We start from the raw sequence: 16,180 nt of genomic DNA on the forward strand, positions 1-16,180 counted from the left end.
CAAGGGCGCCGCCGGGGCCATCCAGGCGGAGAGTAACGGCTTTCCGCGCGGTCCGGACCCCAAATTTGCATTTTGACCTTTGCCATGGACGCCCTTAGCCTTTTCCATCCCCTGGTCCGCGCCTGGTTCGCCGAAACCTACGGGAGTCCGACGGATATCCAGGCCCGCTCCTGGCCCCTGATCGCCGAGGGAAAGCACGTGCTCCTGACGGCGCCGACGGGCAGCGGCAAGACCCTGACGGCCTTCCTGTGGGCCCTCGACCGCTTCGCCGCGGGCGCCTGGGATCCGGGGGCCACCCGTATCCTGTACGTTTCCCCCTTGAAGGCCCTTAACAACGATATCGGGCGCAACCTGCTCGCGCCCCTGGAAGCCTTAAGGCAAAGCTTCGAAGGCGCAGGCCTCGCCTTTCCCGAGGTACGCGCCCTGGTGCGCAGCGGCGATACCCCCGCGACCGAGCGCCGCCGCATGTTGCGGAAACCCCCCGAGATCCTGATCACGACGCCGGAAAGCCTGAACCTGATGCTGCTCTCCGAGGGCAGCCGGGAGACCTTGCGCGACGTGGAAACCGTGATCCTGGACGAGGTGCACGCGGTGGCGGGGAGCAAGCGCGGCGTTCACCTGATCACGGCGGTGGATCGGCTGGTCCCGTTGGCGGGGGAATTCCAGCGCATCGCCCTGACGGCGACCATCCGGCCCTTGGAGGCCATCGCGGCCTGGGTGGGGGGATTCAGCCTCGGGGAGACCGGCTATGTCCCGCGCGAGGTATCGGTGGCCGTGTCCACGGCGGTCAAGCGTTACGATCTCCGCGTTCGGTACCCCATCGCGAAGGACGACGCGCCGGGAGCGGCCGGAGCTTCCGGAACGGAAGAAGCGTCCGGAACGGACGGGGACGAGAAGGATATCTGGGCCGCCATCGCGGCGGAAATCAAGCTGAGCGTCGCCTCGGCGCGCTCCACCCTCATCTTCGCCAACAATCGCCGGCTCTCCGAGCGCCTGGCCCGCCTGTTGAACGAGGGGGAAGAGAAGCCCATCGCCTACGCCCATCACGGCTCGCTCTCGCGGGAGATCCGCGCCTTGGTCGAGGAGCGCATGAAGCAGGGCCTGTTGCCCGCCATCGTGGCCACCAATTCCCTGGAACTCGGCATCGACATCGGCGCCCTCGATCAGGTGATCCTGGTGCAGACCCCTTTCTCGATCGCCTCGACCCTGCAGAAGATCGGCCGCGCCGGCCATGGCGTGGGGCAGACGAGCCACGCCCTCCTCTTCGCCTCGCATGGCAAGGATCTGCTGGACGCCGCGGTGGCGGTGCGCTGCGCCTTGGACGGCGATCTGGAGGAGACCCGTCCCATCGAGGGCCCGCTCGATCTGCTGGCCCAGATCCTGGTCGCGCTCGCCGCCTCCGGGGAATGGACCGCCGAGCGCATGTTCGCCTTCCTACGGACCAGTTGGCCGTACCGCGATTTGCCCCGGCGTCATTTCGACTCCGTGCTGGAAATGCTGACGGGCCGCTACGAGGCCACCCGCGTGCGCGAACTGCGCCCGCGCCTGTTCCTGGACGCGGTGGATGGACGCGTCACGGCGGCCCGGGGGTCGGCCCTGATCGTGGGCCTTTCGGGGGGGACCATTCCCGACCGGGGCCTGTTCGCCTTGAGGCATGCGCAATCGCGGGCCAAGATCGGCGAGTTGGACGAGGAGTTCGTATGGGAGCGCCGGGAGGGCGATACCTTCCATCTTGGTAATCAGGGTTGGCGTATTACGAATATCACGGCGAACGAAGTGGAGGTGGTTCCCGCCGAGCGGGAGGCGCAGATGGCCCCCTTCTGGCGGGCCGATGAGCGGGATCGCGGCTTCCACTTCGCCGAGCGCCTGGGATCCTTCCTGGAGCGCGCCGACGCGGAGCTGGAGGATCCCGCTTTCGCGGAGCGTCTGAAGCGCGAACACGGATTCGCCGCCGCCGAAGCGGATCTGCTTCTCGGCTATCTGCGGCGCCAGCGGGAGGCGACGGGAAGCGCCCTTCCCCATCGGCATCATCTGCTGATCGAGGACGCGGGCGAATCGGAGGGCGGGGAGGATCCGGGCCAGGCCCGCCAAATCATTTTGCATGCGGTCTGGGGCGGGCGCCTTTTGCGCCCCTGGGCGTATGCCCTGGCGGAGGCCTACGAGCAACGGCAAGGCCGTCCCCTCGAGGTGATCGCCGCCGACGATTGCCTGCTGGTGCGCTTGTGGCCCGACGATGTCCCCGCCGATCTGCTGGATCTGGTGCAACCCGACAACTTGGAAAGTCTATTGCGCTCGCGGCTGGAGAAGACCGGATTCTATGCCGCGCATTTCCGCGAGAACGCCGCGCGCGCCCTGCTGCTGCCGCGCTCCACGACCCGCTCCCGCGTTCCGCTCTGGCTCAACCGTCTTCGTTCCCAGAACCTGTTGCAGGCCGTCTCCGCCTTTCCGGAATTCCCCATCGCCCTGGAAACCTGGCGCGAATGCCTGAAGGATGAATTCGATCTCCCCCACCTTAAGGCCATGCTGGCCGAGGTTCACGAGGGCGCTATCCGCGTGGGCGAGGCCCGCACGCGCGCGCCTTCCCCTTTCGCCGGGACCTTGATGTGGAAGCGGACCAACAAGTGGATGTACCAAGGCGATCGCCCCGTGGGCGGGTCGGGCGCAGCCGCGGATCTATTGAAGGAGATCGCCTTCAGCGCGCCCTTGCGCCCGCGCATCCCGCGCGCGATCATCGGCGAGTTCGAGGCCAAATCCCAGCGCCTCGCGCCGGGCTATGCGCCTCAAAGCGCCGAAGAGCTGGTGGAATGGGCCAAGGAGCGCGTGTTGATTCCCTGGGAGGAATGGCGCGCTTTGCTGGCCGCCATGGGCGCGGCGGGCGCTTCCGGCGCTTCGGGTGCCACGGGCGCGTCGGGCGCTTCGGTCGTTTTAGGCGCCAATGGGGCGACCGGATTGGATGCGGACTTCCGGACCCACGCGGGAGCCCGCCTACTGGGCACGCGTCTGCCTGGAGCGGCGCGGGCGGGCGTGGTGGCAGTGGAAACCTGGCCGCGCTTGTCGGCCGCCTTGGGATGGGACGATGGCGCCGGTGGGGCCGGCCTGGCGCGGGGCCGTGAGGCTCAGCTCTGGTTCGCGGCCCTCCCCGCGCCTGGTGAGAGTGAAGGTAAACCTTGGGATGGGATGCTCGCGGCGGATCCGGAGGCGCAGGGTCCGCCTTCGCCGGAGGCCTTGGGCCATCTTGCCCGCTTGTCCCAATCCGTTTCCGCCGCCCCTTTCGCCCCTTTGTTGGCGCAATGGCTACGGGCTTTCGGGCCCATCTCGCTCGGCCTTCCCCGCGATCTGTTCGGGTCCGCCTTCACGCGGGTCGAGGAAGCCTTGGGAGAACTGGCCGAAGGCGATCGCGTCATCCTGGACGTCCTGAGCGAAGATGCGGACGGCCCGGAAGCGTGCGACGCCGGCAACGTGGAAGCCTTGCTGCGCCTGATGCGGCGGCGCGCGCGCCCTGCCTTCGTAGCGCGTCCGCCGCAAAGCCTCCCGCACTTCCTGGCGGCCTGGCAGGGCGTGGCCGAACCGGCCCGCGACATCGAGGGCCTGCAAGGCGTCCTCGAGAAGATGTTCGGATACCCGGCCCCGGCGGCGGCCTGGGAGGCCGATCTCCTGCCGGCGCGCGTCGATCGCTATTTGCCCTCGCGCCTGGACGAGCTCCTGCGCGAAAGCGGGTTGCTTTGGATCGGGCGCGGGCGCGAACGTCTCGCCTTCGCTTTCCCCGAAGACCTGGATCTTTTCCCGGCGCCCGATGCCGAAGACCCAGCGGGCGGCGATGCGGCCCTGGTTCTGGATTTACTGCGATCGGCCGCGCCCGGCCGCCTCGACTTCCCGTCCCTATCGGCCCGCTGCCCTTTGTCCTCGGAACGCATCGTGGGGGCCCTGTGGGAATTGGCCTGGAGGGGGAGTATCACCAATGATACCTTCGCCGCCGTGCGCACGGGCCTCGAGACTGGTTTCAAGGCCTCTCCCTTGGTCCGGGATACGGGCCCGGGGTCCGGCAGGGATGCGCGGGCCGGAGGACCATCCCGGCGGCAGCGTTTCCAGCGTTGGAAATCCACCCGGCCCATGGCCGGGGCTTGGCTGGCCCTGCCCGCCCCCGAGCCTACCCCCGACGCCCTGGCCGCCGAAGAGCTTTCCCAGGACCGCGCCCGCCAATTGCTCCGTCGTTACGGTATCCTCTTCCGCGAGTTGTTGGCCCACGAACTCCCGGCCCTCCAATGGGGCTCCGTCTTCCGCTCCTTGCGCCTCCTGGAATTGTCCGGCGAAGTCCTGACCGGGCACTTCTTCGCCGGCATAGCCGGCCTGCAATTCCTCTCCCCCCACGCATTGCGATTATTGGAAGGCGAGCTGCCCGGAAGCATCTGGTGGATTTCCGCCGCCGATCCCGCCTCGCCCTGCGGCCTCGGTCTGCAAGACCTGCCCTACGACACCCCGCCGCGCCTCGCCTCCACCCATCTCGTCTTCCACGGCCCGGAACTGGCCCTCGTCTCGCGCCGCCTGGGCCGCGACCTCACGGTCCGCGTGCCTCCGCGGCACAGGTATCTCGGCGGTTACCTGGCCTGCCTGCGCTCCCTGGCCGATCGGGAAGCCACGCCGCAAAAGGCGATGGAAACCGAACTTATCAATGGCGTATCCGCCTTGGACAGCCTCTATCTCGACGATTTCCTGCAGGCGGGCTTCGAGAAGGGTTTCAAGACCCTGAGCTTGCGGAAAAGGCGGTGAGGGGGCGCCCAAGCCCGCCCGAACTGCTGCAACGCACTGTATTGACAATCATTGTCAATACAGTGTGTGGATCGGTTTTTTCGCGACCTGGGCGGCAGGGGACAGCGGCCGCCGTTCCTAAAACGGCGAACCGAGATCAATGCAAGCGCGGGCCGATGGCCCCGACGCCGATTACGCCCCGGGCGTCCCTTCCCGGGTGCGCCGCGGGCAAGATGCGGATCGCGGTTCCCGCCACCACCGAGCGCAAACCGACAGCCCCCGTGCCCACGTAGAAGGCGATGGTATCGGCGGCCGCCCCGATATCGTGGATGTTCAGTCCGGAGGCCGATCCGTCGTTCCATTTCGACGCCGGAGCCGTAGCGGCCCCGAATGCGGCGCCAGTAGCCTTCGAGAAGTAATCCTTGGTATCGCTTCCCGGCGACGGCCAGGTGGTTTTCCCCAGCTCATCCTTGCCGTCGGCCTGGACCACCGCCAGGCATAAGGGATTGGGCGGATTGTTGCTCCCGATGTCCTTATCGAAATGCAGCAGCAGTAGGCCGCGGCCCTTCAATACGGCCCGGCGGCCCACGTTGGAGTAATTGGACCAGAAAAAGAGCTCCTGCGGCCGGGCCGGATTGGCGAACCGGTAGCCCACCGTCCCGTTGGCGGCGATGGCATAGGATGCGTTCATGGATTTATCGACGTCCACCACGTCGAGCCAACCCTGATCGGCGCGGAAGAAATCGTTGATGAGCGGGGGATTCTGATCGTTGGGCCGGTTGCCCATCAGGCAATAGTCCCCGAATCCGTACAAGTCGGGCCAACCGAACAGCATGTGCCCGCATTCATGGCAGAAGACGTAAAGGGACAGGCTCGTGCCCATGTCGCTCATCATGTAACGCGTCAGGCTCACGCCGTCGCGCTTCTGGTTGATGGACCCCGCATGCGGCCACAGGCCTTGGGCGTAAGTCTGCCCTACGCCCGCGTAGACGATGCTGATCGCCTCCACCTTGCCGTCCTTATCGTTGTCGAACTTGGAGAAATCGACCTCCGCGTCGAAGTAGGCCAGGACCTCGTCGACCAGCTCGCCCGCGCGGTCGTAGCCTGTGCCGGCCTCGTAGTAGGACTTGGGATTCTTGGCGCGGTAGTACCCGTGGATCTCGTTTTGGAAATCCACCTTCCCGTTGGACACGTCGTGGTAATAATCGCGGACCGACCCGTTGCAGCTGAAGCGGTTGAAGCCCTTCAGGTTCAGCCAAGCGTCCACCTCGTCCCTGGTGAAGGCGGGAGGCGTATCCGAAAAATCCACCAACAAGGTCAGCCCCCATACCGTGCCCGCGGGATGCTGATAGTAATGGAGGGGCGCGGCGGCCGCGGACTGAACGCCCCCGATAGAACGTTTCGAAAGTGCCGCCGGGGAAGGCAGATCCGGCCAAGCCGGAACGATTTTCCCGTTGTAGACGATGATGGCCTGGGCGGGAATCGCGAAGCAGAGAGAGCCGGCCAATACGGCCAAAGCGCGGATGCGACAGGACATTTCCCCGGCCTTTCGAAAGGTATGCCCTATACTAATGCCGAACGGACGGTCCGGCCGCATGGGTCTGGCGCCGGTATCGGGGGGTTTTACTTCGGGGCCGCGTAGGCGGGAACAGCCGGCCCCGCGGGTGATCAGGAGTACAGCTTTTCGCGCAGCTTTTTGACATCCTCGTTCGCTAAATACTCATCATACGACATGGTTCGATCGATATAGCCCTTGGGCGTGAGCTCGATGATGCGCGTGGCGATGGTCTGCACGAACAGGTGATCCTGCGAAGTGAAGAGGAGGGTCCCGTCGAAAGCGGTCAGCGCATTGTTGAGCGCCGTGATCGATTCCAGATCCAGGTGGTTGGTGGGCTCGTCCAGGATCAGCACGTTGGCCTGCAAAAGCATCATGCGGGCCAACATGCAGCGAACCTTCTCGCCGCCCGAAAGCACGCGCGCGCTCTTCTGCGATTCCTCGCCGGAGAACAGCATTTTACCTAGCCATCCTCTAATGAATTGCTCGTCCTTCTCTTTCTCCTTGGAGAATTGGCGCAGCCAATCCACCAGGTTCATATCGGTCTCGAAGAAGGCGGCGTTGTCCTTGGGGAAGTAGGCCTTGGTCACCGACCCGCCCCAGCGGAAGCTGCCGTGATCGGGCTTCAGCTCGTCCATGATCACCCGGTACAGGATGGTCCCGGGAAGATCGTCCCGGCCCACGAAAGCGATCTTGTCGCCCGTCCGCACGTTGAGTTCGAATCCCTTGAAGGCCGGTTTCCCGTCCAGCGATTTGGAAAGCCCTTCGATCTCGAGGATGACCTTGCCCGCCGGCTTCTCCTGCTTGAAGACGATGAACGGGTATTGGCGCGTGGAAGGGCGGATATCGTCCAGGGTGATCTTGTCGAGCAACTTCTTGCGCGAAGTGGCCTGCTTGGACTTGGAAGCGTTGGCGGAAAACCTTTGGATGAAGGTTTGCAAGTCCTTGATCTTGTCTTCCTTCTTCTTGTTCTGATCGCGCTTCTGCTCCAACGCCAACTTGCTGGATTCGTACCAGAAGGTGTAGTTGCCCGTGTAGGTCTGGATCTTCTGGTAATCGATATCGCACACGTGCGTGCAGACCTTGTCGAGGAAATGGCGATCATGCGAGACCACGATCACCGTGTTCTCGAAACCGTAAAGGAATTCCTCCAGCCACATGACCGAATCCATGTCCAGGTTGTTGGTGGGCTCATCCAGCAGCAGCACGCCGGGATTGCCGTACAAGGCCTGGCAGAGCAGCACGCGGACCTTCTCGCCCGCAGCCAGCTCTTTCATGAGCAACTGATGCTTGTCTTCGCGCACCCCGAGGCCGCTGAGCATGGCCCCCGCCTCCGCCTCCGCGTTCCAGCCGTTTAGATCGGCGAATTCGCCTTCCAGCTCGGAAGCCCGCACGCCGTCGGCCTCGGAAAAATCCGGCTTGGCGTACAAGGCGTCCTTCTCGCGCATCACCTCGTACAATTCCTTATGCCCCATGATCACGGTCTGGAGCACCGGGAACTCGTCGAACTCGAATTGGTTCTGCCTCAGGTTCGCCAGGCGCACGCCGGGGGCGACGTTCACGCTGCCCGAATCGGGCTCGATCTCGCCCGAAAGGATCTTGAGGAAGGTGGACTTGCCGGCGCCGTTCGCGCCGATGATGCCGTAGCAATTGCCGGGGACGAACTTGATGTCCACTTCCTTGAAGAGGACGCGTTTGCCATAGGCGAGGGAAATGTTCTGGGCGGTAAGCATGGCAGGAACCTTGGGAGAGGGAAAGGGGGACAAAATAGCAATTGGGGGGCAGGGCGGCAGGCCGCCCCCGGTAACGGTCGCCTGCGGCCTATCTACCAAGCCGCGCCCGCCGAATGTTGTGCGATAATGGGACCACTTGGGACCCGATAGCAACCAAGGGGAAATTCGGATTCGTTCTACCAACGAAAGCAAAATCAAAATGGGATATTTCCGCAAGATCATCCTGGCTAACCTGATCCTGTTTGCCGCCTTGGCCATTCCCCGCGCGCAATCCGATTGGACGCCCCAGGTTTCCGGGACCACGGCCAGGTTGAGTTCGGTGATTTGGGCCGGAAATCAACTCGTGACCGTGGGGGATAGCGGGACCATCCTGACTTCCCCGGATGGGGTAACCTGGACGTCACGAAGCTCGGGAACCTCGAAGGCCCTTTACTCCATCGCTTGGACGGGAAGCAAGCTGGTCGCCGTGGGCGACGCAGTGCTTTTGGTCTCCACCGATGAAGGCGTGAATTGGACCCTGAGCGCGGAACCGACCGCCCTCTATTCGGTGATCTGGACCGGCCCTTTGACAGGCTCGGGATCGGGCCAACTGGTGGTGGTGGGCAAGAACGGCGCCATAGGGACCTCGCCGGACGGGGTAACTTGGACGTTACAAACATCCGGGACTACCAAGATTCTCGGCTCGGTGGCCTGGACAGGGAGCGAACTGGTGGCCGTGGGCGAGGTCGTCCTCACTTCTCCGGACGGGGTAACCTGGACCCCGCGGACCTTGGCGACGACATCCAAGGCCCTGAACTCGGTAGTTTGGGCGGGGAGCGAATTGGTGATAGTAGGGGACGGGGACATCCAAACCTCACCCGATGGGGTAACCTGGACGTCACATCCCCTGGGATCGTCGGCGAATAACCTGGCCGCCGTGGTTTGGACGGGAAGCCAATTGGTGGCGGCGGGAAATGCCATTGCGACCTCCCCCGACGGCATGGATTGGACGACGGTGATCCCGGGAACGGGGACCGGGCTCAATTTAGGAGGGAGCGGGGTCCTGCTTTCCATCGCCTGGACCGGGGACATGTTCGTGGTGGTGGCCGGCAAAGGCGAGATCGCGACTTCCCAACCGGCAACAACGTCCCTAAACCCCCTCCCGCGCGCCGCGAAAAACAAGTCCGTACGATCGTCTGAGTCTGGTCTTTTCTTCGTTCAGCGCGAGAACCGGCAGGGCCCGAACATCCACGCAGGTCTTTATAGGATCTCCGGGGAAAAAGTCCTTCGAGCCCGATAAAGGTTCGCCTCAGCGAGCGTGGTGGCGCCCGGCCGCGTCGAATCCCGGCGGGACCCGTTTATGGCCGGAGGGACCCTTCCCGGACATGGGCGCCGGCCCATTGCAAGTGAAGTCATCGAACACGGTTTTGTTGGCGAGATTGTCGTTATGGCTCAGGCTGACCAGGGCCAGTTGGGAACGGGGTCCCATGCCCTGGGTGGAGAAGCCTTCGGCGATGACCTTCCAGGAGGCATCGGCCTGGTTCTTGTACCAGGCGGAAAACTTCTTGCCCCTGCGCGCCAGGCGGATCCATACCGGATACCCCGAGACGCCCGCATTGATATGCGAGTCCAGCGTGCCTACCGTGCCCGCGGAATCGTAAAAGGCGTTGTAGTTGTTGCCCGGGGTCACGTCCACCACCGCGTAGCCGCCTTTGGAAAGATCGTTCACGTCGTTGGCGGCCAGGATGCCCGCCTGGGCCCATTCGAAGGTGTTGTCCTGCGACTCGATCTTCACCGAAACGTCGAAGTTACCTGCCTCGGGGGCCAGCGCCACGCCCACGAATTCGTTCACGTCCCCGTACACGTCGCTGCCCTTGCCCGTCAACGCCAGCTTGCCCCCGGAAACCACCGCCGATCCGCCCGGCTCTCCGTCCTTGTCCAAGAAAGTCCACTGCGCGCCCAAAGATTTGCCGTTGAAATCATCCCCGCATTTGCCGGCGGGCGCGGCTTGGGCCAAGAGGGGAGCGGAAACCAAAAGCGCCAGGGCCATCTTGCCGTGAAAGTTTCTCATGTGACCTCCGTAATGGTGTCTGCGGAAAGATAAGTCACGATGAAACACGCAGGCTACCGAAACATTCATGTAACCTCGCGGTATAATTGACACCAAAAATTGTTCATTGTCTCCGCGCCTCAAACGATCGAAAGCGGAGCTTCGGGATCTCCGGGAGAAACCCTGGGGTTACCGGAATGGCGGCGAGCCGCCGGCGCCTTCCTTCAGGCGAATATGGAGCGCCTTTCCTAACGCGCAAAAACGTGGTTGAGACTTTCCCGCTGGCAAGACGGAATTGCCTGCAACAATCGGTTCCGCGCTTACGTCCAACTTCCGTCGGGCCATTTCCGTTCTTCGGCATTACCATGGGGACGGCGATTACCCAAATCGGAGTTCGCATGCGCGTCGGCTTGATATCGGTCTTTTGCGTCGCGGCGTGGTGCCAGGCGGAGTGGAAATCCATTCCGCCTCCGCCCGTCGATTCCGCAGCCAAGGAGCCGGTCTGGTCCATCGTCGCCCATGACGGTGGTTTATGGGCGACGACCCCCGAAGGGTTATCCCTTTCCCGGGATTCCGGCCGGACCTGGCGGTCGGCGCGGCCTCCCGAATTCCCCCGTAGCGCCCATTCGGCGGCGACTTCGCCCGGGGGCAGGCTTTTTTCGGCCGCCGGTTGCCTGTTCGCGACCGCCAGCACCGGGCTTTTCACGACCTGCGACGATGGCGCCTCCTGGAGGAAGGATCCGCAGATGGGCCGCATCGATCGCCTGCGGGGGGATGCGAGCCTACTCATCGCGGGATCGTGGGACGATGAAAAATTGTATGCCTCCGACGACAAAGGCCGGACTTGGCGGACCCCGCCGTCGTTCACTCCCGACGGCATGGGGCTCGACGGGGTTTTCCAGGATGGCTCGCGCCTGTGGATGTCCGCCGGCTCCTCGTACTACTCCGACGATGGAGGCAAGACCTGGCATGCGACTGATGCCGGGGGGGTCGGTCCCTCTGGCGGTTACGTCAGGCTGGCCGGCCAGCTTTGGAAGTACGGACCGTACTCCGAAATGCAGAACTCGGCGGATAGCGGGCGGACCTGGACGCAGAGGGATATCCGGATTTCGGATCTCTTGGGGTCCGTCTATTTATCGGGGCTGGTCTTCGTGGAGGGCAAACTGTTCACCAGCGGGTTCCTGAGCACCGCCAACTATCCCGCGGGCGTATTCATGTCCGCCGATTCCGGTAAAACCTGGGTCCCCCGGAACCAGGGCCTTCCGGTATCTTCCTTATCCCCGACCGATTCGGCCCTGACGGGGGCCACCGCCGTCTTCGCCCTGGGGACGCGGCTATTGGCGCGCACCGAAAAGGGCATCTACCGTTCGGATGATCTCGGGGCCGGTTGGCAGGCTTCCAATGCGGGAATTTCCGCGGCCGCCCTGAAGAACGTCTCGTACGAGGACGTTTACGTGAACGCCGATCGGGCCTTCCGCCGGATCGAGGCGAACAACCAATTCATATGGTACACGAGCGCCGATTCCGCGCTCACTTGGCGCGTATGGAATCCCGGCATATCCGATATCGCGTCGCTGCATTTTACCGCTTCGACCGTCCTCGCGTTCCGTAGCCACGGGGATTCCGCTTTGGCAGATCCCATTTACCAATCGAAGGACGGGATGAAAACCTGGAGCCTGCTGCGGGGGCCCTGGTCCTCCACGTCCGCGTACACCCTCGACGCCATATACGCTTCCGGGACCCATATCTACGTCAGCGGATACGTTTACGCCGGCATCGCCACCGCATTCTGGCATTCCCCGGATGAAGGGGCGACATGGGAGTCGGACTCGATGCAGGTTTACGGGCAAATGCTCGCTTGGCATGCCGAAGCCGGGAATGCCCGCTTCCGAAACGAAGGCGCGGCGACCACCGTCTCCACGGATAGCGGCCATACCTGGAAACCCACCCTAGGCGGCGGCAACGTCGAGGGGTCCGCCGTCGTGGGCCAGACCTTGTTGGTCCGCATCTACGATTCCCTTTTCGTGACCAGCGACGCCGGCAAGACCTGGCGCCCTTCCCCGGTGGAAAAAGGCAACCCGCAATTATTCGACGTCACCGCCTTCGCGGGCCGTTTCCTCGTCGCCACACCCCAGGGGCTGCGGGCTTCGCGGAACGGCCTGGATTGGGAAGATGCCGGAGAGACGGGTTTGTCATACTTGTATTCCCGGGCCATCGTCCTTGCCGGGAACAACCTGATGGCGGCGACCAATAAAGGCCTTTTCGTCAGCCAGGATTTGGGCGCGCATTGGCAGCCGTCCCTCGTGCCCCAGGGAGAGTCGCCTTCCCCCGAGCCGCGCGTGGCCTGGCTGGCGGCTTGGAAGGACACCTTCTTCGCCGGGATCCCGAACCTGGGGGTTTTCCTCTCAATGGACTCCGGCAAGACCTGGGTCCGCAAATACGATGATCCCATCTGGGGCATGTGGGCCGGTCCCGAGGATTTGGCGTTCGACGCGGGCTACATCATGCACGCCCCCGATCTGATCCCGGGCGCGCATATCTGGGGCGAAGGGCCCGACTCGTCTTTGGATAACACCGAACTCGCCATGGCCGATGGCGGCCTCTACCTGTCGAAGACCAGCGGCGCCTTCGTGAGCAATGCCCCCGGCGCGCCGTGGACGCCCGTGAAGTTGCCGGGACAAGCGCCGCACGATTTCCTGGCGGGGGACGGAAAGGGCCTGGTCGCCTCCGCCGCCGATGGTCTCTATCTGCGCCCGGCCGCGAACATGGAATGGCAGCCGATAGGAGCGGGCCTGCCGAAGGATGAGGTATCCGCCCTGTCCATGGATGGTGGCCGCCTCCTCGCCGGGCTGTTCACCCAGGGCCTATGGATGAACTCCGCGCTGCCGATCCCGATCGCCCACCCGCCGGCCCAGCCCTTATTAGTGGCCCGTCCGTCCATCTATCCCGGCGCGGACGGAAGCCTGGTCTTCCGAGTGAATCTGGCGGCGCCGGCCCGACTGCGCCTGACCTTGCATTCTGCCGCCGGCCGGACCCTGGCCGATCTGGCCGTATCGGCGCGGCCCGGGATCCAGGAACTGCGGCCGAACCCGCGCGGGCGAGGCGTCTCCTTCTACCGCCTGGAGGTGGAACCGGAGGCCGGCCATGGCCCGGTGCAAACCTTCCGGGGAACTCTCGCGCCTTTCCGTTAATCTTCGTGCATTACCTTGTAGACAACGATTACAAAAGCGGAGTTCGCATGCGCATCGGCTTGATATCGGTCTTATGCTTCTCGGCGTGGTGCCAGGCGGAGTGGAAATCCATTCCCCTTCCCCGCTTCGACTCCACCGCCAAAGAACCGGTCTGGTCCGTGGTCGCGCATAACGGCGCCCTCTGGGCGACGAACCCCCATGGATTGTCCACTTCCCGGGATTCGGGCCGGACCTGGCAATCGGTCCGGCCTCCCGGCTTCCCGCGGAGCCTTCGCATCGCGGGGTCCTCGGTGGGAGGCAAGCTTTTTTCGGCCGGCGGATGCCTCTTCGCCACCTCCCCCGTCGGACTTTACTCCACTTGCGACAACGGCGCAACCGGTGAGGTTGCGGGCGCGACCTGGAAGGTCGCGGGCACGGCCTCGCGAGCCGCGGATCTGGCGCTCAGTTACATCGATCGCTTGCAAGGGGATGCGGGCCTGCTTGTCGCGGGCGGAGCCGATGACGACGAACCGTACATATCCAACGATCAAGGGCGAACTTGGCGGACCGTCACGCCATCCATGCCGGGCGGCATGGAGTTGGACGGGATTTTCCAGGATGGGCCGCGCCTATGGTTATCCGCCGGCTACACCTATTCCTCCGAGGATGGCGGAAAGGCATGGCAACTTACGAGCGCGCCGACGGGAGGCGCCACCCGGTACGCCAGGCAAGGCGGCCTGCTGTGGGCTTACGGGCAATACACGCCGCTGGCGTTCTCCGCGGATAGCGGAAAGACCTGGCTGCCCCGGGACGTAACGGCCCCGGACTATCTGGGATCCTTAACCTCCTCGGGGCCCGTGTTCGCGGGGGGCAAGTTCTTCACCAGCGGGACCTTTGAGGATCCAGGCGTCGCCGCGGGCGTATTCATGTCTTCGGATACCGGTAAGACCTGGGTGTCTCGGAACCAGGGGCTTCCCCCCTATCCCCGCTCGCCGACCGATTCGGTCATGTCGGGGGGCAGCGCCCTCTTCGCCCTGGGAAACGTCCTTTTGGAGCTCACCCACCAGGGCATCTACCGTTCGGTAGACCTGGGGGCACATTGGCAGGCCGCCAACTCGGGGATTCCCGGGGACGCGGTGCAGAACGGGGGACCTGAGGCCATTTTCCAGTATGCGGATCGGTTCTACGTCCGATCGCTGGAAAACGACCAAGTTGTTTGGTATATGTCCGCCGATACCGCTCGCTCATGGCGGACTTGGGATCCCGGATTCGCCGGTCTCGAGACCCTGTTTTTCACCGGCTCGACCGTACTCGGCTTCCGCATGGGCCCGGATAGCGCGATCCCCGATCCCATTTACCAATCCAAGGACGGGATGAAAACCTGGGCGCCGCTGCGGGGCCCATGGGCCTCAAAGCCTTCGCCCAATCCGGTAGCCATATACGCTTCCGGGAAGCATATCTACGTGGCGGGGGACTTCGTCGAGAACGCCGCCACGGGCAGCAAGCGCAATTACTGGCACTCCCCGGACGAAGGCGCGACTTGGGAGCCCGACTCCGGCCTGGTTTACCAGGATGCGTTCCGTTGGCATGCGGCCCTCAAGAACGCCTGGTTCCGGAACGACGGATGGATGGTGGACTGCTCTACGGACAGCGGCCGGACCTGGAACACCTGCATGAGCGCCGGGAGAGTCGATGCTTCGGCGAGCGTGGATCAAATGCTGATGGTCCGCATCGAGGACGCTCTTTTCGTGACCCGCGATGACGGCCAAACCTGGCTTCCCTCCTACGTCGGGGAAGCAAACGCGCCTCCCGAGGCAATAACCGCTTTCGGGGGCCGCTTCTTCGCCGCCACCCGCCTGGGACTCCGGGTTTCCCGGAACGGCATTGATTGGGAGGACCCGAAGGAAACGGGCTTGACGACCCGAGACCTGCGGGCGATCGCCGCCTCCGGAAACAATCTGCTGGTCGCATCCTACCAGGGGCTTTACCTCAGCAAGGATATGGGCGCGCAGTGGCAGGTATTACCCGTACAGCAAGTGACCGGGTCGCTCCTGGAACCGCAGGTCTCCTGGTTGGGCGTCTGGAAAAACGCGTTCCTCGCCGGGATACCCGGCCGGGGGATCTGGATTTCCTCGGACACCGGCCAAAGCTGGACCCAGAAATACAACGCTCCCCTTATGGGCGCATGCGTGGGCCCCGATACCCTCATCTTCGACGGAGGAACGGGGAACATCGTGTATGCCCCCGACTTGGCCCCTAGCGCGAAAACCTGGGGGAAATTGCCCACCGTGGGAAACGATAACCCCACCCTGGCGCGGGCCGATGGCGGCCTATACCTGGCGAAGGCCGAAGGCGCCTTCGTAAGCGAGGCTCCCGGGGCGGCGTGGTCCACCGTGAAGTTGCCGGGGCAAGCTCCGCACGATTTCCTGGCCGGGGATGGAAAAGGCCTGGTCGCCTCCGCCGCGGAGGGTCTCTATATGCGCCCGGCCGCGAACATGGAATGGCAGCCCATAGGAGCGGGCCTGCCCAAGGATGAGATATCCGCCCTCTCCATGGACGATGGCCGCCTCTTCGCCGGCCTCCTCTCCCAGGGCCTATGGATGAACTCCGCGCTGCCGATCCCGATCGCCCACCCGCCGGCCAAGCCCCTGCTCATAGCCCGTCCGTCCATCTTTCACGGCGTTGACGGAAGCCTGGTCTTCCGCGTGAATCTGTCGGCGCCGGCCCGGCTGCGCCTGACCTTGCATTCCGCCGCCGGCCGGACCCTGGTCGATCAGGCCGTATCGGCTCGGCCCGGGATCCAGGAACTGCGGCCGAACCTGGGCGGGCGGGGCGTCTCCTTCTACCGCCTGGAGGTGGAACCGGAGGCCGGCCATGGCCCGGTGCAAACCTTCCGGGGAACACTCGCGCCCTTCCGCTAAGCCCGTCCTTTCCCCCGCTCCGACCG

7 protein-coding genes are annotated in these 16,180 nt (G+C 64.2%); 4 read left to right on the plus strand and 3 right to left on the minus strand.

The features are described from left to right. Positions 1-84 precede the first annotated feature (84 nt). Positions 85-4,767, plus strand: coding sequence for a DEAD/DEAH box helicase (locus JF616_11545; protein MBW8888379.1), 4,683 nt, complete (start codon positions 85-87; stop codon positions 4,765-4,767). Positions 4,768-4,903: 136 nt separating this feature from the next. Here JF616_11545 and JF616_11550 read toward each other — a convergent pair whose 3' ends face one another. Continuing rightward, a complete protein-coding gene (locus tag JF616_11550) occupies positions 4,904-6,283 on the minus strand; it encodes a M6 family metalloprotease domain-containing protein (GenBank protein ID MBW8888380.1) in 1,380 nt (459 codons plus the stop codon). Between the two features lie 131 nt (positions 6,284-6,414). Further along, entirely contained in the window at positions 6,415-8,034 is a 1,620-nt protein-coding gene (locus JF616_11555; protein ID MBW8888381.1) for an ATP-binding cassette domain-containing protein, read from the minus strand. A 199-nt stretch (positions 8,035-8,233) separates the two neighbouring features. On the opposite strand from JF616_11555, the gene JF616_11560 reads away from it, so the two are divergent. Continuing rightward, the gene (locus tag JF616_11560; protein ID MBW8888382.1) at positions 8,234-9,313 is read left to right on the plus strand and encodes a hypothetical protein; all 1,080 of its coding nucleotides are present in this window, start codon (positions 8,234-8,236) and stop codon (positions 9,311-9,313) included. Between the two features lie 9 nt (positions 9,314-9,322). Here JF616_11560 and JF616_11565 read toward each other — a convergent pair whose 3' ends face one another. Beyond that, positions 9,323-10,084, minus strand: a complete 762-nt coding sequence (locus JF616_11565; GenBank protein ID MBW8888383.1) for a hypothetical protein — start codon at positions 10,082-10,084, stop codon at positions 9,323-9,325. Positions 10,085-10,461: 377 nt separating this feature from the next. Here JF616_11565 and JF616_11570 point away from each other — a divergent pair, with 377 nt between their 5' ends. Further along, positions 10,462-13,254 (plus strand): hypothetical protein, encoded by a 2,793-nt coding sequence (locus JF616_11570; GenBank protein ID MBW8888384.1) that lies wholly within the window; start codon positions 10,462-10,464, stop codon positions 13,252-13,254. Between the two features lie 47 nt (positions 13,255-13,301). Continuing rightward, entirely contained in the window at positions 13,302-16,154 is a 2,853-nt protein-coding gene (locus JF616_11575) for a hypothetical protein (protein ID MBW8888385.1), read from the plus strand. The last annotated feature ends 26 nt before the right edge of the window (positions 16,155-16,180 follow it).

The sequence above is a fragment of the Fibrobacterota bacterium genome, from assembly GCA_019509785.1.
Classification (GTDB): domain Bacteria; phylum Fibrobacterota; class Fibrobacteria; order UBA11236; family UBA11236; genus Chersky-265.